This is a genomic window from Paenibacillus sp. URB8-2 (assembly GCF_013393385.1).
Lineage (GTDB): Bacteria > Bacillota > Bacilli > Paenibacillales > Paenibacillaceae > Paenibacillus_AQ.
The window spans coordinates 3,024,330-3,046,397 of the sequence record NZ_AP023239.1; the positions used below are offsets into that span (position 1 = coordinate 3,024,330).

At 47.4% G+C, this 22,068-nt stretch carries 19 protein-coding genes and 1 riboswitch; of the genes, 7 read left to right on the top strand and 12 right to left on the bottom strand.

What is annotated here, in order from left to right:
- Window positions 1–63: 63 nt before the first annotated feature.
- The 11 genes from PUR_RS13805 to PUR_RS13850 form a co-directional block, all read right to left on the bottom strand.
- The gene (locus tag PUR_RS13805) at window positions 64–450 is read right to left on the bottom strand and encodes a YmaF family protein (protein WP_179035740.1); all 387 of its coding nucleotides are present in this window, start codon (window positions 448–450) and stop codon (window positions 64–66) included.
- 182 nt (window positions 451–632) lie between these two features.
- Window positions 633–1,157 (bottom strand): sigma-70 family RNA polymerase sigma factor, encoded by a 525-nt coding sequence (locus PUR_RS13810; RefSeq protein ID WP_179035741.1) that lies wholly within the window; start codon window positions 1,155–1,157, stop codon window positions 633–635.
- 56 nt (window positions 1,158–1,213) lie between these two features.
- Complete coding sequence (locus PUR_RS13815) at window positions 1,214–1,960, bottom strand: ABC transporter permease (protein ID WP_179035742.1); 747 nt, start codon at window positions 1,958–1,960, stop codon at window positions 1,214–1,216.
- A complete protein-coding gene (locus PUR_RS13820) occupies window positions 1,957–2,706 on the bottom strand; it encodes an ABC transporter ATP-binding protein (protein ID WP_179035743.1) in 750 nt (249 codons plus the stop codon). Before PUR_RS13820 ends, PUR_RS13815 begins: the two co-directional genes overlap by 4 nt.
- A 115-nt stretch (window positions 2,707–2,821) precedes the next feature.
- Window positions 2,822–4,300 carry an Lsa family ABC-F type ribosomal protection protein gene (locus PUR_RS13825; RefSeq protein ID WP_179035744.1) on the bottom strand — a complete coding sequence of 493 codons (1,479 nt, stop codon included), beginning with the start codon at window positions 4,298–4,300 and terminating at the stop codon, window positions 2,822–2,824.
- A 300-nt stretch (window positions 4,301–4,600) separates the two neighbouring features.
- Window positions 4,601–5,791: a cell wall-binding repeat-containing protein gene (locus PUR_RS13830; RefSeq protein ID WP_179035745.1), complete on the bottom strand. Its 1,191-nt coding sequence runs from the start codon at window positions 5,789–5,791 to the stop codon at window positions 4,601–4,603.
- Between the two features lie 192 nt (window positions 5,792–5,983).
- On the bottom strand, window positions 5,984–6,799 hold the full coding sequence (locus tag PUR_RS13835; RefSeq protein WP_232101498.1) for a Cof-type HAD-IIB family hydrolase: 816 nt from the start codon (window positions 6,797–6,799) through the stop codon (window positions 5,984–5,986).
- A complete protein-coding gene (locus tag PUR_RS13840; RefSeq protein WP_179035747.1) occupies window positions 6,789–7,568 on the bottom strand; it encodes a DeoR/GlpR family DNA-binding transcription regulator in 780 nt (259 codons plus the stop codon). Before PUR_RS13840 ends, PUR_RS13835 begins: the two co-directional genes overlap by 11 nt.
- A gap of 176 nt (window positions 7,569–7,744) precedes the next feature.
- On the bottom strand, window positions 7,745–9,220 hold the full coding sequence (locus PUR_RS13845) for a protein adenylyltransferase SelO (RefSeq protein WP_179035748.1): 1,476 nt from the start codon (window positions 9,218–9,220) through the stop codon (window positions 7,745–7,747).
- A 340-nt stretch (window positions 9,221–9,560) separates the two neighbouring features.
- Window positions 9,561–9,935 carry a hypothetical protein gene (locus PUR_RS26385; RefSeq protein ID WP_332107903.1) on the bottom strand — a complete coding sequence of 125 codons (375 nt, stop codon included), beginning with the start codon at window positions 9,933–9,935 and terminating at the stop codon, window positions 9,561–9,563.
- Between the two features lie 134 nt (window positions 9,936–10,069).
- Window positions 10,070–10,372: a Dabb family protein gene (locus PUR_RS13850; protein ID WP_179035749.1), complete on the bottom strand. Its 303-nt coding sequence runs from the start codon at window positions 10,370–10,372 to the stop codon at window positions 10,070–10,072.
- Between the two features lie 323 nt (window positions 10,373–10,695).
- A riboswitch (cyclic di-GMP riboswitch) is annotated at window positions 10,696–10,792 on the top strand.
- A gap of 156 nt (window positions 10,793–10,948) precedes the next feature.
- Between PUR_RS13850 and PUR_RS13855 the strand changes: the two genes are divergently transcribed.
- From PUR_RS13855 to PUR_RS13880, 6 genes are all read left to right on the top strand, one after another.
- Complete coding sequence (locus PUR_RS13855; RefSeq protein ID WP_179035750.1) at window positions 10,949–12,592, top strand: thiamine pyrophosphate-binding protein; 1,644 nt, start codon at window positions 10,949–10,951, stop codon at window positions 12,590–12,592.
- A gap of 26 nt (window positions 12,593–12,618) precedes the next feature.
- Window positions 12,619–12,987 (top strand): carboxymuconolactone decarboxylase family protein, encoded by a 369-nt coding sequence (locus PUR_RS13860; protein WP_124694132.1) that lies wholly within the window; start codon window positions 12,619–12,621, stop codon window positions 12,985–12,987.
- A gap of 212 nt (window positions 12,988–13,199) precedes the next feature.
- Window positions 13,200–13,541: a hypothetical protein gene (locus PUR_RS13865; RefSeq protein ID WP_179035751.1), complete on the top strand. Its 342-nt coding sequence runs from the start codon at window positions 13,200–13,202 to the stop codon at window positions 13,539–13,541.
- A 131-nt stretch (window positions 13,542–13,672) separates the two neighbouring features.
- A complete protein-coding gene (locus tag PUR_RS13870) occupies window positions 13,673–14,665 on the top strand; it encodes a 3-oxoacyl-[acyl-carrier-protein] synthase III C-terminal domain-containing protein (RefSeq protein ID WP_179035752.1) in 993 nt (330 codons plus the stop codon).
- 555 nt (window positions 14,666–15,220) lie between these two features.
- Window positions 15,221–16,453 carry a nitrate/nitrite transporter gene (locus PUR_RS13875; RefSeq protein ID WP_179035753.1) on the top strand — a complete coding sequence of 411 codons (1,233 nt, stop codon included), beginning with the start codon at window positions 15,221–15,223 and terminating at the stop codon, window positions 16,451–16,453.
- A gap of 35 nt (window positions 16,454–16,488) precedes the next feature.
- Window positions 16,489–20,694, top strand: coding sequence for a sulfite reductase subunit alpha (locus PUR_RS13880; RefSeq protein ID WP_179035754.1), 4,206 nt, complete (start codon window positions 16,489–16,491; stop codon window positions 20,692–20,694).
- Window positions 20,695–20,826: 132 nt separating this feature from the next.
- Here the strand turns inward: PUR_RS13880 and PUR_RS13885 are convergent, their stop codons facing one another.
- The gene (locus PUR_RS13885) at window positions 20,827–21,069 is read right to left on the bottom strand and encodes an MmyB family transcriptional regulator (RefSeq protein WP_232101499.1); all 243 of its coding nucleotides are present in this window, start codon (window positions 21,067–21,069) and stop codon (window positions 20,827–20,829) included.
- A 356-nt stretch (window positions 21,070–21,425) separates the two neighbouring features.
- Here PUR_RS13885 and PUR_RS13890 point away from each other — a divergent pair, with 356 nt between their 5' ends.
- Complete coding sequence (locus PUR_RS13890; RefSeq protein ID WP_179035756.1) at window positions 21,426–22,061, top strand: FMN-dependent NADH-azoreductase; 636 nt, start codon at window positions 21,426–21,428, stop codon at window positions 22,059–22,061.
- The last annotated feature ends 7 nt before the right edge of the window (window positions 22,062–22,068 follow it).

The following is a 22,068-nucleotide window of genomic DNA, read 5'->3' on the forward strand; positions in this document are numbered from 1 at the left end:
ATACGGCAGCTCTTTGGCGGTCAATTGAACTAATGCGCTGCGGCGGTGTTTCAGCGATTCAGATTAGCTTTCCTTACCCGTACCGCCTTTGTAATGATGCGTATGCGGTCTCATACCATTTACAGTCGTAACTCCTTCAAAGTAATGGATATGCCCGCCACCCGGAACATCAATTGCCGGACCTGTTACCCCTTGGATGACATGTGTATGCCCCTGGTTCACCGACGTCATAGTAAAATAACGATGAACATGAGGGACACCTGTTGGAGCAGGCTCGGTAACACCCGCATATTGATGTACATGTCCATCATCATAAGAGGTCACACCCGAAAAAGGGTGAACGTGATAAACGGGGCGACCGTCCCAGGAAGTAATGTAAACATCATGGGAATGCTCGTTGCAAGACTCCCTTCGGTTAAGAAAGTATCCTTTAACAGGAATGTTGTTCAAAGTAGCAACTCCTTTCAAGTGGTCTGGTAGTAAATTATGTTAATCAGCCTATTAATGTTATAGGCATTCGTTGAATCGTTGGACTTATCGGTGCTGTCATGTATGGGAACAAAAAAAGAAGCCTGCAAATCGCATGAACTTGATTCGCAGACTTCTTATTGACTTTCCAGGCGTATCTTGAATCAACTAGCAGCTAACGAGAGGATGCTTGGCCGTCTTGCAGCAAACAGTGTCTTTCTTGCCCGGTATAGTCTCGTTTTTACTGCACTTTCCGAAATTTGCAGCATATCCGCCACCTGTTTAAGCGGCATATCCTGGTAATAGTATAGGACTACGACGATCCGCTGCTGATCTTCGAGTTTGTCAACGGCCATCCGCAGTTCGACCGAAGCCATGTTATCGGAAGTGTCCTGCGTCTCCGGAAGTGCCTCCATGGTAACGCTGCGTGAACGCCTTTTTAGAATCGAGTTGCATTCATTAATCAGAATCCGATAAACCCAGGTTTTGAAAAATCCGGGTTCCCGGAGCGTATCCAGCGACTTATAAGCTTTCAGAATCGTTTCCTGCAGCGCGTCCGCTATGTCCTCGTCTTTTTTGACCATTGCTCGCGCGGTGTTGTACAGGCCTTGTTCAATCTGCCGCATCAGGCGGATAAATGCTTCGCGGTCCCCTTGTTTGGCCAGCCGAACTTCTTGTTCAATGCTCACGGTTTCCAAGTGCCTGATCGATGTTCAAGATCAGTCCCTGCAGTCCGACTTTTTGATTACAGCTTCAACCGGAGATCCGCCGTGAAAAAGAGCCGGTAAATCAGTATACTGAGCAGCATGCTTGTAATCGCGGCGGATGCGGTAAAGGAAAAAACAATCAGAATCTGATACCGCACGGCGACGATCGGATTCGCTCCGGCGATAATCATCCCGGTCATCATCCCCGGAAGCTGCACAAGGCCCACGGTTTTCATGCCGTCAATCGTAGGAATCATGCTGAATTTCACAGCCCTTGCCCTGACCTCCTGCATCGCCTGCTGAGCCGTGGCGCCAAGAGACAGCAGAGTCTCGATTTCCCCTTTACTGCGCCGAATTTCCTGCTTGATCTGATTAATGAATAGCCCTGAGACCACCATCGCGTTCCCAATCGTCATTCCGCTGATCGGAATAATGTATTGCGGCGTAGCCTTGACAATATGCAGACCAAGAAGAATCCCCATCATCAACATCTCCGAAGCGGAAACGGCCAGCGCAATTCTCCAGACCAATCCCGGCAATCCCTTCCCTCTTTTGGCTGCATTCCACGAGGCTACGCAGATCATGAAGAAAATAATGAGGATAATAAATACAATATGTCCCGTATGAAAAATAAACTGCAGCACATATCCAACCGCCAGAAGCTGAACCGCTGACCGTATGGTGCCAATCGCAATGTCCTTCTCCAGGCCAAGCTTTTGCCAAATTGAGACCAGCATAGTCCCTGCAACAAAAAGCAGCGTGAAACTGAGGGCAGTTAATGTCATAGCTGTAGGCTTCCTTTCACGGGCTGAATAAATTTTTGCGCCAATACCGCAACAGGCTCAGCAAAAAAGGAGTCGCTGCTGTGATCCTGCAGTTCTCCCCTCCCCATCACCCATGTTCTATTACTAACTCTGCGGGCTTGCTCCAGATCATGGGTAACCCACATCAATAAGGTTTCCTCTTTATGATGCCAATCCATCAGAAGCTCTTCTACCTTCTGTGTACTATTTATATCAAGAGAAGCCGTGATTTCATCCAATAAAAGAACACGCGGCCGGAGCAGCAATGATCGGATCAGGGATATCCGCTGCTTTTCTCCTCCTGAACAATCCGCTGCTTGTTTACCAAGATCCAAATAGTCCAGTCCAAGCTGTTTCAAGAGCTGTGCCGCAAGTACAGAATCATAGGCCAGACCATGCAGTTTGCTGACCATACGCAAGTTATCCTCCACACTGCCGGGCAGCATAACCGCTTGCTGTGCAACATAGGATACTGCCATTCTCCATAGACGCACATTCGTATTTTTAAATGAAGCTCCGTCGAGAAGCAGGTCGCCTTCGTCCGGCGTGTCCAGCAGAGCCAATATCCTCAGCAGTGTACTTTTTCCTTGTCCTGAAGCACCAATTAGGGCAATTCGCTCCGGCTCGGTGATTTCAGCGGACAGACGCGAGAATATATACTTGGAAGCCTTATCTCCGTTATCCCAATTATATTTAGCTAAGTTATGTATTTCGAATAAAGCACTCACTGATAGTCCTCCTATTTCCCAGAAATATGTATTGATCTTTGTAATTATAGCATTATGACAGAAAGACCAGCAGATTATATCTGCCGGCCATTCTACTAGAACATCGTTTTCATTATCAGAGTTCTATAATCTTTGTGGCAATATTCTTGCAAAATTCACTGTCATGCTCCACAAAAAGAATGGTTGGTGAGTATTCAAGCAGTAACTCTTCAATCTGCATCCGGGAAAAAATATCAATAAAATTAAGCGGTTCATCCCAAATAAGCAAGTGAACCTTCTCACGAAGACTTTTTGCAATCAGCACCTTCTTCTTTTGGCCGCCGCTAAAAGCTGAAATATCCTTGTCAAATTGTACTCTGGAAAAATCAAATTTCCTTAGAATAGATTTAAAGAGGCTTTCATCAATTCCATTGATTCTGGCGAAGTCCGATAAATTGCCCTGTAAATGCGAGGTGTCCTGTGAAACATAGGATATTTTAAGCTGACTTCCCTTTCTGAAAGTGCCGGTATAGTTGATATTCTCACCGCAAATTAGTTTGATAATGCTTGATTTTCCGGAGCCGTTTTTACCTGATAGCGCAATTCGCTCCCCTTGCTCAATAGTAAAACTGATATTTGCGCAAACTTTTTTCTCACCGTAGTAAATCGAAACATTTTCAAGTTCAGCAAGTTGGCTTTTATGATAAGCAAGTTGTGAAATCTTCAAGCTGTCGGAGCTTTCAACATTTTTAAGGAGCTTTGACCTTTCCTCAATCGCAGATTGCTGTCTTTGCTCCATAGCTTTAGAGCGTTTCATCATTTTTGTAGCCTTGTGACCAATATACCCTTTATCCACCTTGGAACCGGAATTTCTGGTACCGTTTTTCGTTTTTTCGACTTCGTGCGACCAGTTGCCCGTTCGTTTGGAAGAATCGGATAAGCGTTTAATATCCTTTCTTAGCTTATCGTTCGCTGCAAGCTCGTAGTTATCTTGTCTCTGTTTATTTTCCCACCAATCGGAGAAATTACCTTTTTGAATGTCTACATTGGTCTTATTGATTGAAAGGATGTGATCGACGCAGTTATCAAGAAATGATCTGTCGTGGGACACCAGAATAAATCCGCTCTTGGCATCCAGATAATCACTGACAAGTCTTCTTGCATTTATGTCGAGATGATTAGTGGGTTCATCAATTAACAGAAAACGATTTTCCTTAAGAAATAATGCAGCCAACAACACTTTCGTTTGCTCTCCGTTCGACAATGAATCAAAGGGCCGATATAACACATCCTCAGAAACCTTTAGCAATGAGAGTTCACGAATTAATTTCCAGTGAAGATAGTCCGGAACAATGTCGTTGATTACATCAAGAGTATTATTTTCCTTGTTTTCGACATGAAAAGGGAAATATTCAAATTGGACATTAGCCGAAATCATTCCGCTGTATTCATATTTACCGAGCAATAAATTTAAAAATGTTGTCTTGCCTCTTCCGTTTCTTCCCGTAAATCCCAATTTCCAATCGGTGTCGATTTGAAAACTTACGTTTTCAAATATGTTATCGTAACTGCCCTCATAGGCGTACGTCAAATTTGAAACATTTATTAATGACATGCAAATATCCTCCTGTATGTTAAAAATATAAAAGCTACAAGAAAGTTACTTTCTTGTAGCTCAAATAAATACAGCAAATCCAACCCGCTGCGGAGTCAGATAAGGATATTGTTTGAGTGAAAAGATATAGTAACTTTCTTGCATATAAAGAATAAAACATGCGAAAAATATCGCTTTTCTTGTTTTATTTTTACTTAGCAAGAAAAATTACATTATACTTTTCAACTCCAATCATGAAATTAAAGGTATCTTACCATATGCATTTTTTAATTTCAACAAATCCTGGATATTCGAGATTTATTAATGGCCTGTGTGCGGATTACCGCCGGAAGCAGGCGAAATTTCCAGCATGTCATCGATTTCACTTTGCGCGGCGTTCGAGATGGTCGACGTATCGCCTGTTATCCAAGCATGGTTGTACGGTCCTTCTGCCGGCGAATTCTGGAATTTCGGTTGAAGAGTCATTGTGTATTCCATTACGGAATCCGGCATGCCGTCTTTATTGGTAAAAATCAACGGGGCATGTTTGCCCAAGTGAGAGAACGGAGCCGCCGCAATGGCAAGCATGGTGGAATCCTGAGTCAAGAACGACAGGTTATGTCCAGGCGTGGTGATTCCCCAGCCAAACTGAGTACTCTTGTCTTTAAACTGAGCAAAGGCAATCGAGTTTGCGTACGGATCATCACCGGAAATGCGGGTCACCGTTCCATAGGATTTCAGTTCATTTTCCACGTTAGAAGAAACAGCGGATTCTGGTCCAAGAAGATAAATCACCGCATTGCCTCCGCGTTCCTTTAATGCCTCCACAGTCGGTGCAGGAATTTCGTCCTTCGCAACATAAAGCAGAGGTTCAGGCATATGGGCGATCCAGTTCACCGCAGGCAGCGTATATTCCGGACTGTCCATCGATCCAACCACAACGGCCTGCGGCAGTTCGCCCGCAACTTTGGCATAATACGTATCAATCGCTTGGGCTATGGCGGCCGGTTCTTCTCCTTCAATCTTGTCCGTCTTCATATCCAGACCTTTTAACTGTTCTTCGACGCTTGCAGAGACAGGACCGACAATCACGATTTGGATATTGTCATTGCTTTCAGCGCCAATCGGCTTCAAACGTTTTAATTCATCCAGTGTTGCTTCAGGGACTTTGTCCTTCTCGAAGAAAAGAACTGGGCCATTGCTCGGATGGTGAATCAAATCGGTGCTCACGGCTGCAATCTGCCAGTTGCTTACATCCGTCAACACAACGCTTGCCGGTCTGTTGCCGTCGGATACCGCTGTCCAGAGGGTCCGGGAGACCAGAACAGCCGCCTCAACCGGATCGGATGTGTTAATCCGTGTTGTATTTTTAGTGCCCACCCAAGGAATAGCAACGGATGATTTATTGGTGTCTTCAGCCGCCGGTTCAGACGCTTTATTCCCGATCTGGCAGCCGGCCAAGACTGCGCTTAAAACTAAAGTGATACTAACAACCGCTAAACCCTTTTTCATCATTTACCCTCCATTTTGAAATGTTAAATTAATGCCACTTTACCTTAAAAATATGTAGAAATGATGTGGAATCAATCTATATTGATAATAATTATTAGATTGGAGTTACAATCGAAAAAGTAAAGGAACTGTCCAAAAGCTAAGAGCTTCGAACAGTTCCTTTTTGCGTCATAATCAAATAATTGCAAATCATCATCTTACTTCAAGTGAGCGGTTATAGGAGACGATCTGTTCGATCGCTTCAGCTACAGAATTAATTACATTTGTCGCTTTCTTTTTTACATCAGCATGGCTGCCTCTCATCGCAAAGCTATGGTTAGTCAGGGCAAACATGGATACATCATTAAAAGAATCCCCAATACAAGCCACCTCATTCGGGCTGAGTCCCAACTCCTGCATGATGAATGTTAATCCCACTCCCTTGTTAACGTTTAACGGCATTACATCCAGGCAGTCTCTTTCAGAAATAAAGGATTCGATTTTGCCCGCGAACTGATTTTGCAATTCGGCATTGAGAAGCATTAGCTTATCAAGATCGCCAAAAAAAGAATACTTGCAGCTCTTGATTTCCCCGTTCTCCAATGCTGAAACTAAGTCTCCGCGCACCGAGCAGGAAGTCAAAATCCGCGACTCATAGGGAATGGTTGCGTCAGTACGCTTCTCTAAATAAAAGGAGTCGTCCGTACAGTGAATAAAGTTTACAAAATGATTATGCCTGGAGGAAAATTGAAGGATTTGTGATGAGACTTCCGGTTCGAAAAAATAGTTAGCCACAAGTTCCTTATCCTTTTTGTAAATGGTTGCTCCATTCTGGCTGACCGTATAATAACGGCCATGAAATTCTTCCATGAGTATCTTGATTTCCGAGTGCATCCTCCCTGATGCAATACAGAATTCATACCCTTCTTGAAAGGCTTGTTTCACCGCTGTCCAATCGCTTGCGCTGATTCTGCGCGAATGATCCAATAAAGTGCCGTCCAAATCCGAAACAATCAGCTTAATCATCATTATCCTCCTCCGAGACAATTAATAATTCAACCTGGAACTCTTTGAGTTTCTCCATCATTTCCTTATTCGGCTTGCGGTCTGTGATTAATAGATCAATGGATTCCAAACCTGCTATTTTAAAAAACATAGGATCATCGAACTTGGTGTGGTCAGCCAATACAACAACTTGTTTGGCCCGTTTAATCATTTCACGCTTGACTACGCCGTCCTCCTCATACGGGTAGGTCAAACCGTCGGAAGTAATTCCGCATGCGCCAAGAAACAATTTATCAACCTGGTAATCAGCCAGTTTATCGATTGTGGATTGGCCATACAGAAAACGATGCTGGCGGTTTAACTCACCTCCAAGCAGGTAGGTTCTGACCGAATTTTTTCTGGAAAGCACATCCGCGATATCAATCGAATTCGTAACGACAATAATATTCTCGGATGCAATATTTTCCGCAGCGTACTGAACGGTGGTGGAGGCATCCATTAGAATACAATCTCCATTTTTGATGAGGGAAGCTGCGAAAAGTCCAATTTCACGTTTTTCACTGGATTCTCTGCCCAAGCGTTCTTTATACTCGTAGACCTCCTTATGTTTTTTGGGGGGTAAAACGGCTCCGCCGTGCGTACGGAGAATAAGTCCAAGCTCTTCCATCTTTAACAGATCACGGCGCGCCGTATCGCGGGATACATCGAACTGTTGGCAAATTTCTTTGATATCAATTCGTTGATGTTGATTTAAATAATCGGTAATGGCGCTGATCCGCTCTTCTTGAAACATGCTCCATGTCTCCTTAACTATTCCTTAATCCGTCCTCATGTAAGTCATTGTACATCATACTATAAGTCATTACAATTAATTATCGTCTTTTATGCAACATTAATTTAACTTAAGAATTTATACCCTTAAAAACAAAAAAAATCCGCGCCCAGCGCGGAATGAAAAAAATATGTTATTCAGGTTCCGCAAAATGTCCGGTAAGGACATGTAGTTTGCGCGGGGATTGTGGAGTAATCAGACTGTTCGGGGGAATGTGCGTAGGGACTGGAAAGAACATCAAGAAGCCGGTCCATCACGCTGTAGTCGCCTTGATTAACCGCGGCCTCCAGTGCCTCTTCGACCCGATGGTTGCGGGGGATTACCGCGGGATTGCTGCTTCGCATCAACTGATGCGAGGAGGCTTTGGGTTCCTCCTGCCTGCCCAGTCTCTTCTGCCACATGTCATGCCACTGAACAAATTCCGCGTTGCCGTACAAAACCGTATCCTCCGGCTTATCAAACGTTAACGCACGGAAGGTATTGGTGTAATCCGCGCGCTCCTTCTGCATCATGCGCAGGAGGTCTTCAATCAGGGATTCATCCTCTGGCTCTTCGTTAAAAATCCCCAGTTTTGCCCTCATTCCCGCGAGCCAGTTCCGGTGAAACCATTCGGAAAAATCTGAAATCGCAGCCTCGGCCAGTTTCACAGCCTCCGCTTCCTTGTCATGCAGCAGCGGCAAAAGGGTTTCAGCAAATCTCGCGAGATTCCACGCTGCAATATGCGGCTGATTGCCATACGCATAACGACCGTGAATGTCGATGGAACTGAATACCGTAGCCGGGTCATAGGGATCCATGAAGGCGCAGGGACCGTAATCAATAGTTTCCCCGCTGAGGGCCATGTTGTCGGTGTTCATCACCCCGTGAATAAAGCCAACAAGCTGCCATTTGGCAATCAGCTCGGCCTGGCGCTTGATGACTTCCTTAAGCAGGACCAGATAGCGGTTCTCATCAGCCTCAACTTCCGGAAAATGTCTTTGCAGCGTGTAATCAGCCAGGGCCTTAAGGTCCTCTGCAGTGCCCCATTTCGAAGCGTATTGAAAGGTGCCGACGCGCAGATGGCTGGCAGCCACGCGGGTCAGGATTGCACCGGGAAGCATGGTTTCGCGGACTATTGACTCACCGGTTGTCACCACGGCTAAACTCCGGGTGGTCGCAATGCCAAGCGCATGCATCGCTTCGCTGATAATGTATTCGCGCAGCATCGGTCCGAGGGCCGCCCGGCCATCGCCACGGCGGGAGTATGGCGTTCTACCTGAACCTTTAAGCTGAATATCAAACCGGTCGCTTCGGGGAGTGATCTGTTCTCCAAGCAGCAGAGCCCGGCCGTCCCCTAACATGGTAAAATGCCCGAATTGATGGCCTGCGTAAGCTTGAGCAAGAGGCACGGCGCCTTCGGGAATCCGGTTGCCGGCAAACACCGCTACGCTGTTATCGCTTTGCAGCGCTTGAACGTTTAACCCCAAGGATGCTGCCAACGGTTCATTCAGAATAACCAACTTCGGCAAGCGTACAGGGTTTGGGTCTTGTCTGGTGAAAAATAATTCCGGCAGACGGGCATAACTGTTGTCGAAGTTCCATCCTGTTTCTATGATTGCTTTTTTCTCAGTCATTGTATCTCCATTTTTCATTAGTTATTTTTATTATCTACTTTCTATGTAAACGCAAGTCAGCCCGTTTAGTGTTAACTTCTGCCCATTTATTATACCTTTCCAGGGTGGGAATGGATCTCCCTCCACTCAAAACCGGCTTTAATCGCGGGTGTCTTTATTTCGCTGAACGCGTGAATCACATCCAAAATTATCACATAAGAAGAAACGGCTTCGCCGTCCTCTGGAAGAGGAAGGCATCCGTTTCTCGTAAAAATATCAGGTTAAGGATAAGCGCGAAGCTGATACTTTCTGATATTTCAAAAAAAAGGGTGCACAAGGCACCCTTTTCCGTTATTACTGATTATTGTCTTATTATGAGGATGTCACGAGGCGGTATGCCGGTGCTTTGAATTAGGCCAATTTCGGAGTTTGTAAGATTGCGGCCTACCAAAACCAACGAAGATGTAACATTGTTAAAGTTTAAATTGCCCAAGTTCGCTACACTTTGGCTTCCACGGAACACGCGGAATGACCCCTGAAAGTTAATTCGCGAGAACAGTACAAGTGTTACTTGAGATCTCTCCACAACATTTCTGAGCCGGAAGCTCGAGAGAACATTGTCAAACCGAAACGCCCCAAGATCACGAACTGCAACTCCTCCACGTCTAAAGAGGATCCGACGACCAGTAAAATTAGTGCCAGACCAAAGCGCAAGACGTACATCACTGTTAGCCAACTATATCACTCCTTTTCAAAGGTTGATATAGTATATTAAGAATTTTACAGAACGTATAAGACAAATACAGCGGTAAATAAGTTTGTTTTTCGGATTTCCTGCGGTTTGGTTAAGTTCTGCGTTAAATGAACGAACTAAACCTTGGGGTAATCGACCACTATCACATTTTGCAATATACCGTCCAGCGATTTCACAAACTCTTGATGGAGGGGATGCGGTCCATAAGAGCGCAGCGACTCCAGGTCTTTGAACGTAACCCTTAATCCGAGCGTGTAGCCATGAATGTTTTCCGTTTCTTCAGTTACGTTAATGCCTGCTGTCAGATCGGAAATTCCCGGGATACGATTCCGAAAATCGAGCAGTTGATCCAGAAGCTCCTGTTGCTTGGCGGGTGTAATGTCAGTATTGAATTTAAATACGACAAGATGTTCGTACATCGTGAAATTCCTCCTTTATAGAAACTTTAAACATTTATTTGAAATATGCAATTCTGCTCGGCTTCTTTTTTTGTGGTATTCAGGAGAGATGAAACTCATCGTTCATTCCTACATTAGGCCTATTTTAAGAGCAGAGATCCATCCTCATCCTTAAACGTCTTACACTGTGAAGCATTCATGCAAAATTGTGAGTCTTTATGCCTTTCATTTTTAATCATTTAATTCGTCAAATTTCGGGCTGTTTTGTATAAAATATATTGACAAAAGCAGGGCTAGGAATATATTGTGAAGGGTAATTATTCTTTATTTTTTCAAAAAAATAAACTCAATATTGGCAAAATTCTCCGAAAGGGAATGACGCAAAGCCATGGATCTACAGTCTCATTTATCACTTGAGACCATGACAGCCAGGTTGCTGAAGAACCGGAACGCTTGTATGTCCAGCGTCCTATATGGTGATTTGTCAACCGACCTGTGCTCAGTATCTGAGTACAGGTTTTCTATTTACTTGTTATTCTGATCTACCGGTTTCACTTCGAAGGATCGATAACATAACAAACAAAATTAATTTGTGGGGTGGATCTTTTGAAGACAGTCGCAGATTATATGGCGGAGGCACTACGCAACCTCGGAGTAAAGCATTCTTTTGGCATTATTGGCAAATCCATTTGTCCCATCGTTCTGAAGATGGTGGATTATGGTATTGAATTTATTCCCGGGAGACATGAATCCAGCTCCGGATTCGAAGCTTCCGGTTACGCCCTAAAAACGGGAAATCTCGCAGTGGCTTTCGGCACGTCAGGACCTGGGGGAACCAACCTTCTCACTGCGGCGGCACATGCCAAAGCCAACAACCTCCCTGTGCTGTTCATAACAGGGCATCAATCGATTAAAGAGCTGGGTATTCCCCAGTGCCAGGATTCTTCCTCGTATCTTGCCGATTTGGCGGAGATGTTCAGACCCGCTACGCTTTTCAGCAAGCTGGTCGAACGCGGCGATCATTTCAGCACGATTTTTAACCATGCTATTTCTATTGCACTCAGCGGCCAACGCGGGCCTGTTCATCTATGCATTCCTTTTGATGTTCAGACAGAGCCGCTTGAAGAATGCCGAATCGTTATCCCTGAACGGGAAACGCTCGTCAATTACGCTAATATTAACCGGGTCATCAATGCTATTAACCATTCCAAAAAGCCTCTCATCATCGCCGGCAAAGGCGTTAACCGCGCAGGCGCACATGAGGAATTGATTCAATTGGCGGAGACTTTTAATATTCCTGTCGTTACTACTCCGGGCGGCAAAGGTTCTATAGTCTGGGATCATCCGCTGTACCACGGACCTGTCGGTGTTGGCGGGTGCAAGCATGGCGACGATTTGTTAAATAAGAGCGATTTATACATCGTGCTCGGTTCGCGGCTCAGTGATATGACGATCTGCAATCTCAAAGCCGAGAACCATCCGGAGACGCTGATTCAGTTTGATGTGGACCCTACTTTTGTTGGAAAAATACTGACCTCCCATACGATCGCGGTCGGCGGCGATTTAAGGGATAACCTGTCGCTGGTTCTACAGAATGTTGATGCCTCCGCTATTACCGAACGAGATACGGAAACTGCCGTAAATTATAAGGAAGAACTGCCTGTCCTTTCTAACCTTTCCCTCGCGTCGGTAATGAGCATGATGAGCGACTTGATCCCTTATAACAATACGGTATTTGTAGATGACGGCAGCCACGGCTTCAACGCTGTGAAATGGTACAACGTGAAGAAACCGGGAAGCTTTGTCTTTGACGCCTACTTTGCCTGCATGGGCAACGCAATCGGCATGGCGATCGGCGCCAAGGCGGCTTCTCCGGAAGAAACGATATTCTGCATTACCGGCGACGGCTGCTTTATGATGCTCGGCACTGAAATAAATACAGCCGTTTGCAAAAATATCCCGGTCATTTTCATCGTTGTGAACAACATGCAGCTGGATATGGCTTTGAAAGGGATGGAAAAAACCACAGGCAGAATTGACGGAACGATATTTGAAGTTCCTATGGATGCCGTGAAATTTGCCGAATCGCTTGGAGCCGCCGGCTTCCGGTGCGAGACCAAGGAACAGTTTGCCGCAGCCATCGGCGAAGCCGTGGCTCTGAACCGCGTTGCGGTCATTGAACTATTGACTGATCGTGATGAAGTGCCCCCTACTGCACACCGTGTATTGAATCTGAATTAGACATAAAACGTTTAGGAGGTATTTCGATGATAGACAACATCAACAGCGGTCTCAAGCATTTCTCCAACCTTTCCGGCGACTATGGAGCCAAAGCGCTGGCTCCGATCAAAGAGCATTTTCCAGAGCTTGCCGAATATATCATGGGCAACGCATATGGCGATGTTTTTCAGCGGACCACCATTGGCGCGGATTGGAAAGAGATTGCCGTTATTTCCGCTTTAATATCGATGGGCCAGTTCGACCAGCTCGGCGTTCATTATGTGATGGCGCTTAGTGTAGGCATGACCGTCGATCAAATTAAGGGTATTTTATTGCATTTGGTGCCATGTGTCGGTGCTCCAAGGGTTATTACCGCTTTTAATGTTCTGCTCTCAACACTGGAAGAAATCCAATAACTGCTCCCGCGACAAAATAATACACAATTCGACTTTTTTATTGCATGAATGAGAAATTCATGTATATAATATAGTTAAAATATCCCAAAACTAAGGTGATAATGTCGAACATTGACGTTAGTAAATAGTGATTAAGGATATTCATTAATACTGACTGTGTTTGCACAGCCGTATTAATGCTGAACTAATCAAATTCTGGGAGAGATGAACACATGGGTAAATTTAATTTGAAGACGGATTCCGCCAAAAAGATCATTAATATTGATTTGGAAGGAACCTTCACTGAAGAAGACGGTCTGAAATCGATTCATGCCTATCAAGCAACCATTAATCCTATTACTCCTGCAGATTATCAACTGGATATTGATTGCAGAAAGCTGAATGTAACCTCTCCTGATGTTGTGCCGCTTCTTGAAGGCTGCTTCATGATGTTTAAGAAAGACGGATTCGAAAGAGTGAAACTTACCCTTGAGAATAATCCTGTCCTCAAAATGCAGCTGGCGCGTATGGGCCGCAAAGCGGGACTTGAAAACCTGGAAATCATCAGCCTTTAAATCTGGCTATGCCTGCAACTGTTGAGCCAGGGAAAGACAGCGGCGTTTAAACTTAGCGGATGCTTTCGAAGCGAGTTTTGTACGAAGTAGAACCGTGGAGCGCCGCTCACAAAACTTTTAGGAGGATTCATATGGCTGGGATTCGTATTAAGGACATAGATATCTATCATCCAAGTAAAAAAATTGGTAACGACTTTTTCATTCAGCATTTTGACGAAAAAGGCATTGATATCCGTGGACTTCTGGCTGCTCTCGGCCGTGAAAACCGCTACAGCATCGACAATGAGGAAGAGAATTCCTTAACCATGGCTTTCGAGGCGGCGAGCAATGTTCTGGAGAAGACCGGTCTTACCGGTGCCGATATCGACCTTATCGCGTATGCGAGCCAAACTCCTGAATATATCTTTCCAACAAACTCATTGATGATTCACCGGCTAATTGGCGGCGCGTCCCATACGATCTGCATTGACAGCAATGCGAACTGTGCGGGAATGACCGCCTCGGTTGAACAGGTCAGCCGGCAAATGATGGCGAATCCACGAATCCGCCGCGCTCTGGTCATCGGCTCCGACCATGTTGCACCGCATGCCGACAAGAATGACCCTGTATATTATGCCAATTTCGGCGACGCTGCAGCCGCAGTCGTTCTGGAGCGCGATGAGAATTCCGTAGGCTTCATCGATTCCATCTACCAGACAGACACTTGCGTCTATGGCAACTCGATGTTCCCGGCGGAAGGCTTAGCCACTCTGGGACGCACCGGCGTGGGCGCCGGAGAGTTCAATGTGAAATTCATTCCATTTGACGATTCAATCTGCGTAGATGCTGCCTCCGAGTCTATCAACACCTTGCTTAGACAGAATGAGATCGCCCCTGAATCGATTAAAGTGGCCTGCTTCTCTCAGCTGTCGCATCCCAACATTCAAGCGGTTTCGGGCAAAACCGGTATCGACAGCGACGCAGCCGTCTACATAGGTGATGAATTCGGCTATACCTCGACGAGTAGCCCTTTTATCGCCCTGCACAAAGCCGTAACCACGGGGAAACTAGAACGAGGGGACAAGCTCCTGTTCTGGACCGTTGGCGCCGGCTGGCAAAACGTAGCTTTTGTAATGGAGTATTAAGTTTAACGCTAAAAAAGCGGCCCGCATGCAGATGTTCTGCATACGGGCCGCTTTTTTTTTATTAGACCCTCCTTTCCAGATAAATTTTCCGGAAAAGGATATAGAAAGCGAATGTCAGCTTAAATAACACATCGAGCTCAAAAAAACAATAAAAACAGCATTAAAATTAATTATTTTAAATTTTTATGTTATTATTATTGACATTAATTCAAAAGCTAATTATATTGGCATTATAAGATTTTACGCGACACAATAACGTGTCAACCGAAGAGCAGAACAATCAATCCTCACAACGCTGTGGCCGGATGGCTTGTCGTTCTGCTGTACTTAAAATTATTAGTCAGCCACAATGATGTGGCTGCATTGGCAACGGGGCCGATTAACGAAATCCGCAATAAATGCGGGTTCTGTCAGTCGGCCCTTTTTTGCCATGTGTTTACTTTTATAAGGAGGCGATGCAGCAACAACAGCAGTAAAAGAGCTCGAACAATCCCTGCCTTCCCGCAAGTCTCTGAACAAAACCGTGATTTATCCATTAAAAGGAGGAAATTTCAAATGGAAGCAAAAGGTTTTCGCAAGGCCGGTCACTCCCCGAGTTTATTGTCAGCTTTTTTGTATTTTGATGTAAGCTTTATGATTTGGGTACTGTGCGGAGCATTATCGCTCTACATAACCAAGGATTTCGGTTTATCGGATACTCAAAAAGCGACAATGGTTGCGATTCCGATCCTGGGCGGTTCGGTGTTCCGGATACCAATGGGAGTATTAGCAGACCGTATTGGCTGTAAAAAAGCAGGCCTCATCGGAATGAGCCTTACCCTTATTCCTCTTCTGTGGGGTTGGCTCGGCGGAACCAGCCTGATGCAGGTTCAAATGATCGGATTCCTGCTCGGCTTCGCGGGCGCAAGCTTTGCCGTATCGCTTTCCTTGGCCAGCCGTTGGTATCCTCCACAATATCAGGGACTTGCAATGGGCATTGCCGGAGCGGGGAACAGCGGAACAGCGATTGCAACCTTTTTCGGGCCGCAGATCGCCCAGGCTTACGGGTGGCACAATGTTTTTGGTCTCGCAATGATCCCGCTCATTATTGTCATGATCGTGTTCGCAATTTTGGTTAAAGACGCCCCGAATGCCCCTGCACCTAAACCATTGAAGAATTACCTCAGTGTGTTCAAGTATGCAGATACTTGGTGGTTCTCGATGTTCTATGCCATTACCTTTGGCGGTTTTGTCGGATTCGCCAGCTATGCGAGCATTTTCTTCTATGATGTGTACGGCGATAACGTGCATCCCGGTGGTTTAACCAAAATTCAGGTGGGTTACCTAGTAACCATTACTGTTATTGCTGGCAGCTTCTTCAGACCTGTAGGGGGCTGGATCGCGGACAAAATTGGCGGCATGCGTCTCCTCGTTCTTTTGTACAGTGTGATTTCCGTATGTGCTTTTGCGATCGCCACCATGCCCGATTCATTCCTTGTAATGCTTCTTTATACCAGCGTGATGATGGCCTGCCTTGGCATGGGGAACGGATCGGTATTCCAAATTATACCTCAACGTTTCTCCAGTGAAATCGGAGTTATTACCGGAATCGTCGGCGCCGCCGGAGGTTTAGGAGGGTATTTACTGCCTAAATACATCCTTGGCCCGCTGAAACAATCGACAGGCTCTCAGGTCACAGGATTTCTCGTGGTAGGCTCCATTGTGTTATTGACTACCCTTATTTTCTACGCGGTAACACGTTCCTGGAGAAAAACCTGGGCCAAGGCGGAATCCGGGGTCAATTTCTAAAGAATGAAAGACAACTTCGGTGGGGGTGAATGTACATGACAACGAAAAAAGTAAAAAGTGTCTGCCCTTACTGCGGCGTTGGCTGCGGAATCGTACTCGAAGTCTCCGGTAACCGCGTTGTCAAACTCACCGGAGATAAAGAGCATCCGACCAATTTGGGGAGATTGTGCACCAAAGGCAGCACGGCTGCACTGGCCATCTCGGAATCGGGGCGTATGGAATGCGCCTATAAGCGTCCGGTCCGAAAGGCTGAACCCGCCACAGTCGGTATAGATGAAGCTATCAGCGATACGGCCAATCGGCTGCGTGCCATCCTTGACGAACACGGCCCGGATGCCCTCTCCTTCTATGTGTCGGGCCAAATGTCGCTGGAAGCCCAGTACCTGATCAACAAGCTGGCCAAGGGCTTCATAAGGACTAATAATATCGAATCCAATTCACGTCTATGTATGGCGAGTGCCGGCAGCGGCTACAAACTTTCGCTTGGAGCGGATGGGCCTCCGGGGTCTTATCAAGATATGGATACTACCGATTTGTTCTTCGTTATCGGAGCCAATATGGCCGACTGTCATCCGATTCTGTTCCTCCGGTTGATGGATCGGGTTAAAGCGGGAGCCAAGTTGATTGTCGTCGACCCCCGCCGCACCGCTACCGCGGAAAAAGCGAATCTGTTTATGCAAATCAGGCCCGGAACGGATCTCGCTCTGCTCAACGGACTGCTGCATCTGCTTGTCAAGAACGGCCATACGGACCCGGCCTTCATCGCCGAATTCACTTCCGGCTTTGAGAGCATGCCGGAATTTCTGGAAGATTATCCGCCGGACAAGGTAGCCGAAATTACAGGAATCCCCGAGGCGGATATCCGTAAAGCTGCCGATTGGATCGGCGGGGCCCCTAATTGGATGACTTGCTGGACCATGGGCCTCAACCAGAGCACGCACGGCACCTGGCACACGAATGCCATCTGCAACCTGCATCTCGCTACAGGAGCGATATGCCGCACGGGAAGCGGCCCCTTCTCCCTCACCGGCCAGCCCAACGCCATGGGCGGCCGGGAGATGGGATACATGGGACCGGGCTTGCCCGGTCAGCGCTCCGTCCTAAGCGAAGCCGACCGAAGGTTTATCGAGGAAATGTGGACGGTTCCCGAGGGCACCGTTCGTACTGAGGTCGGCACCGGCACCGTATCCATGTTCGAAAGTATGAAATCCGGCGATATCAAAGCCTGCTGGATCATCTGTACGAACCCGGTCGCCACCGTACCGAACCGCAAGAACGTGATTGCAGGACTGGAAGCTGCCGAACTGGTCATTACGCAGGATGCGTTCCTCGATACCGAGACGAACCGGTTCGCGGATATTCTGCTGCCCGGCGCTCTATGGGCCGAAGCCGAAGGTGTGATGATCAACTCCGAGCGCAACCTGACCTTGATGCAGAAAGCGGTCGAGCCGCCCGGAGAAGCCCTTCCCGACTGGCAGATTATCGCCCGGGTCGCTTGCGAAATGGGCTACTCTGGCGCCTTTACCTACGATTCTTCGGCCGAGGTCTATCAGGAAATCCAGCAGGCCTGGAATCCGAAGACCGGTTATGACATTCGCGGCGCCACGTATGAAAGACTGCGCGAAACGCCGGTTCAGTGGCCATGTCCGCCGGACAGCGCGAGCGATCGGAACCCGATCCGTTATTTGAACGATCAGGCCGACAGTACGCCGATAGAGTTTGCCGGCAGCAGCGCTCCGCTCATTGTTTTCCCCACGGAAAGCGGAAAAGGAATCTTTTGGGCGCGGCCGTATATGCCGCCTGCGGAAATGCCGGATAGCGAGTATCCGTTTGTGCTGAATTCCGGCCGATTGCAGCATCAATGGCATACGCTGACCAAAACGGGAAAGATCCCCACGCTAAATAAATTGAACCCGGGTCCCTTTATTGAGATTCACCCGGAGGATGCGGCGATGTTGGACATAAAGGACCGTGATCCGGTGGAAATCCGTTCAAAACGGGGGCATGCCATTCTTCCGGCAGTCATTAATGATCGAGTGCGTCCGGGAAACTGCTTTGCCCCCTTTCATTGGAATGACCGGTACGGGACGAATCTGGCGATAAATGACGTCACCAATGATTCGGTTGATCCCGTGTCTTTACAGCCCGAATTGAAATATTGCTCCGTCTCGCTGGCGAAGGCTGCGGTTTATCCGTCAGCGGAGCAAGTGAGATGGCCTAACGAAAATCAAAACCGGTACCAAACCGACACTGTAACCGTCAAACCGAAGGAGGCACTCTACATGGCACAACTGGAAACGCTTGAAAGCATGTTGGGCCTTCAATCCCCCAAAGCCGTGACGCTGGATCTTCATGAGCAAGCCTATCTGTCAGGCTTCATCACCAGTCTGCGCACCGGGGATTCGCAGGCAGCTTCCGGCATTCCGGTTCTGCCCCCCGCCGCTCCGTTTGAACCGATGAAACGCCACTGGGTGGATGGACTGCTGGCCGGAATGTTCTCCCGCAGCCCCCTTCCCGAAGAAGGTGCGATGTCCAAGCTGGAAACGGCGGCAACAGCGTCGCCGCTGGCTCCGGGCAGGCTTCCTGTCACCATTCTCTGGGCATCGCAGACCGGGAATGCGGAAGGTGCGGCCATCGGCTGTGCGAAGAAATTGCAGGAATCCGGCTATGATATCCGGCTGGTCAACATGGATCAATATTCTGTACCGAATCTGGCAAAGGAGCGCTTTGTCTTGTTCATCGCCAGCACCTTCGGAGCCGGAGATCCTCCGGACAACGGGGCAAGCTTTTTCCAGTCCCTGCAAGCGGATGATGCGCCCCAGTTGGCTGAACTTCACTACGCCGTTCTCGCCTTCGGCGATTCGAATTACGATCAGTTTTGCGGATTCGGACAAAATTTGGATGCCCGTTTGGAGGAGCTTGGCGCACAGCGGCTCCTTGACTGCGCTCATTGCGACACGGATTTCCAGGAGCAGGTCGAAACGTGGACGAACACAGCTGCGGGGATGTTAAGCGAGTATGCAAGCAACCGGGAGCAAGCCTTACCTACGACAGCAGCCACCGCTATATCGGCCCAAACTATTGGACCCGATGCAGCTACCCGAATACCGGAACAGAGCGGATATACCCGAAATCGCCCTGTACATTCACGTATCCTGTTCAACCGGCGCCTGAATAAGGATAATTCTGAAAAAGAAACCCGCCACTATGCTTTCGACCTCAGCAATACCGGTTTACGGTACGAAGCGGGCGATGCTCTTGGCGTATGGCCGACCAATTGTCCTGAACTTGCCGGTAATTTGCTTAGCACGGTGAATCTTGAACCATCCGTTCCGGTTACTGTAAAAGGCCAAGGAGAAATGCCGCTCGCCGAGGCACTCCTTCGTCACTTCGAAATTGCCCGCATTTCACCGGAAATGCTCCGGTTTATCCGTGATCGGTCACAGAATGAAAGGTTGAGCGAGCTTCTTAAAAGTGAAAACCAGGCATACTTGAAGGAATGGCTGTGGGGACGTCAGCTGATCGATGTTTTGCAGGAGTTTCCGGTATCCATGAGCGCGGCGGAGTTGACCCAGCTGCTCAAACCTTTGCAGCCCCGCCTCTACTCTATTTCATCCAGCCCGAAAGCCAATCCGGATGAGGTCCATATCACGGTTTCCACCTTGCGTTATGAATGTGGCGGCAACCCCCGAAAAGGTGTATGCTCCACCTTTCTCGCCGACCTCGCCGCACAGGATACGGAAATTCCGATTTTCATTCAGAAAAACGCTCATTTCCGTCCGCCGGCAAATCCGGATGCGCCGATGATCATGGTCGGTCCGGGTACCGGAATCGCTCCATTCCGCGGATTCCTGCAGGAGCGCCAAGCGACCGAGGCAAGGGGCAAGAACTGGCTGATCTTCGGGGAACAGCGTGAAGACAGCGATTTTTACTTCAGAGATGAGCTCGAAGCATTTCAGAAAGAAGGCTTTCTGCATCGTCTGGACACCGCCTTTTCCCGCGACCAGACCGACAAAATCTATGTCCAGCATCGCATGATGCAGCACGGCGCAGAGCTTTGGGCCTGGCTGCAGGAAGGCGCCCACTTTTATGTGTGCGGAGATGCCAATCAAATGGCCAAAGAGGTGGATGCCGCGCTGAAGTCCGTTATTCAGCAGCATGGCGGGATGAGTGCGGATGAGGCGAAGGATTATGTGAAGGAGCTGTCGCTAAGCAGACGGTATTTGCGGGATGTCTATTAATAAAAATGGCCCACATCAGGAGAAAGAATAGACCGTTCGAATAACGGTCTATTTCTTTACCTGTTGGATCCACTTACAGAACTGCTAGTTTTGTTGCTTTTGCCGTCAACGGATGTAAGCGCATTAAAGGAGCTATTGTAAAAGAAGCCGTTTCACTTTGTCGGCTGTGTCCGTACCATCCAGCGGCGTATTAATCACGACTTGAAGCTCAGGCAAGTCGGTAACCGTAAATGAAAGATGTTGAAAGATCAATTCCCCTGCTACCGGGTGATCAATCACCTTGTTCCCTTCCGGAGCGTAGAGAACTTCTTGGCGCTGCCACATTTCCTTGAATTCTTGGCTGATTTGCGTTAATCCCCGGATTTGTTCCCCCACCACGGATCTTCAATATAGCGGCCGTAGCCTGCCCGAAAATGTGCCAAGCAGCGCAGCGCGGCTTCTTCCCAATACTCTCTACCAAACCAAATTCCGTTCCCGCTCGGACTTCAACTCATAATTTCCATATACGGAACATTATTCTATGCTGCGACATTCATTCGTTCGTCAATTACACACGCAGGAGGATTCTTTGATGAAAACGGAGTGCTTCCTTGGTAAGACTTCGTGCGCCCCTCGTATGACCTAGTGGTGTATTAATGTTCACTCCCTTTAATTAATTTAGTAATTATAATTTGAAAATTTACTTTATTTAAGTTAAAATAGACTAAACCACTTAAAAGGGAGTGTTACATATGTCAACTGTTCTTTATATAACTGCCCACCCTCACGATCATCAGACTTCTTACTCCATGGCCGTCGGGAACGAATTTATCGAAGCTTACCGGGAAGCAAATCCGGGCGATGAAGTGATCAGGCTCGACTTGTTTAAACTGGACATCCCTCATATCGATGCGGACGTATTCAGCGGTTGGGGCAAGCTTGCTTCCGGATCTTCATTCGACCAGCTTTCCGACGACGAGAAGGCTAAAGTCGGAAGACTGGGTGAAATCGTGGATCAATATGTCGCAGCCGATAAATATGTATTTGTTTCACCAATGTGGAATTTTTCGTTCCCGCCGGTTTTAAAGGCCTATATTGACGCTGTTTGCGTCGCCGGCAAATCCTTCAAATATACCGAGCAAGGCATCATTGGCTTGCTGACGGACAAAAAAGCAATCCACATTCAAGCAAGCGGCGGCGTCTATTCGGAAGGCCCTGCAGCTGGTTTCGAAAGCGGCCACAGCTATTTGGCAAAAATCATGCAATTCCATGGCGTGCCGTCCTTTGACGGGATTTTTGTTGAGGGCATGGCCGCAAAGCCGGACCAAGCTCAATCGATTAAAGAAGCAGCGATCGAAAAAGCCAAAGAGGCGGCTAAATCGTTCTAAAATGATT